This is a genomic window from Mesorhizobium sp. M7A.F.Ca.CA.004.12.1.1, from assembly GCF_003997835.1.
GTDB lineage: Bacteria > Pseudomonadota > Alphaproteobacteria > Rhizobiales > Rhizobiaceae > Mesorhizobium.
This window is the reverse complement of sequence record NZ_RZRK01001207.1, coordinates 1-1,237: the sequence shown is the minus strand read 5'-3', so window position 1 is coordinate 1,237 and position 1,237 is coordinate 1. Positions and strand designations below refer to the sequence as shown.

The following is a 1,237-nucleotide window of genomic DNA, read 5'->3' as shown; positions in this document are numbered from 1 at the left end:
GACCAGTACGGTCCAGATCCCGCTCAGTCATCTGATCGATCTCGGCTCCGTCGGCAAGTTGGGCCTCGGTCAAAAGCCGGCCGGCCTTGGCGTCGATGCCAGCGCGATGGGCATGCTGACCGCCGCCGCCGGACTGGCAAACGGTTCGAAGCAGGTCGACGTCGCCCTCGGCGCCGCCATTCCGGGGGTGCTGTCGACCACGCTCGCCATCGCCATCGGCGAACCGCCGCAATCCTCGCCATGGCTGGCGGTTGGCGAGGTCGGCGCCATTGTGCGGACGGCGCAGACCCGCATCAAGCTAATAGTGAAGATCGGGGGCGGTAACAAAAATGTCGGAGGCGGTATCACCTTGGTATCGGTCAGTTTGCCCCTGCATGTCGAAGTCGCCTATGCCGAGGCCAAGCTCATGGACATAAGTTGTCCAACAGGCCCTGACAGTATCAAGGTCACCGTTGCTACACGTCCCGGTATCGTCGAAGGACATCTCGGTGACAGCAGCAGCGCCGGCTTTGCCGATTTCACCAATAAGGAGACGTTTTCCAACACCGAAATCGCGGCCGTGAAACTTCTGCTCATCCCCGTGGTGTCCGTAGTGGGCTCAGCGGCGTTTAACATGGCCAATAACCCCGCGACGACGCTGACTTTCAACAAGGCCGACATCGATGCCAAGACGATAAGGACCGCTTACACGCAAAATTTTACCCAATCGTTGACTACGTCGCTGGTCAGCGGCCTGTCGCTGACGGCGAATTTACTCGGCCTGCCGCTGAATCTTGACGCCCTTCTGGGATTTGTGAAGCCGCCGGTGGTGGCACTTCTGAACAGCGTGGCGGCCCCGATCGATACCTTGCTTGCCAACCTGCTTGGAGCCCTTGGCGTGCGTCTCGGCGAGGCGGATGTCCGGGTCACCGGCGCGACTTGTGGACGCTCCGTGCTGGTGCAGTAGAGCAGTCGAGGCATCAGTCGAGCCTACCGAGGAAGCATCCAAGTCCCGGCAGCAAAAGCTCGACCTCCCTGGTGAGCGAGGCATCGCCGTCAAGTTCCGTAACCGCTCCTAAGTCTTGCGGCAACGGCCAATTGGCCGGTCCTCCAGCAAAATTGAAGACACAGAGCAGTCTTTCGCCGCCGCCCTCGCGAACGAAAGCCAGCACGTCACCCTCGGCGTCGAGAAAGCGGATCGAGCCTGATACCAGCGCCTCATGCTTCCCGCGCAAGGCCAGCGTGGTCCGATAGGACT

At 61.0% G+C, this 1,237-nt stretch carries 2 protein-coding genes; one reads left to right on the top strand and one right to left on the bottom strand.

The features are described 5' to 3' along the window. Window positions 1-106 precede the first annotated feature (106 nt). Window positions 107-946, top strand: a complete 840-nt coding sequence (locus EN984_RS35155; protein ID WP_245480190.1) for a hypothetical protein — start codon at window positions 107-109, stop codon at window positions 944-946. Between the two features lie 13 nt (window positions 947-959). On the opposite strand, the gene EN984_RS35150 is transcribed toward EN984_RS35155, so the two are convergent. After that, window positions 960-1,237 (bottom strand): alpha-glucosidase C-terminal domain-containing protein (locus EN984_RS35150; RefSeq protein ID WP_127384381.1); only part of this gene is annotated, 278 nt, incomplete at its 5' end.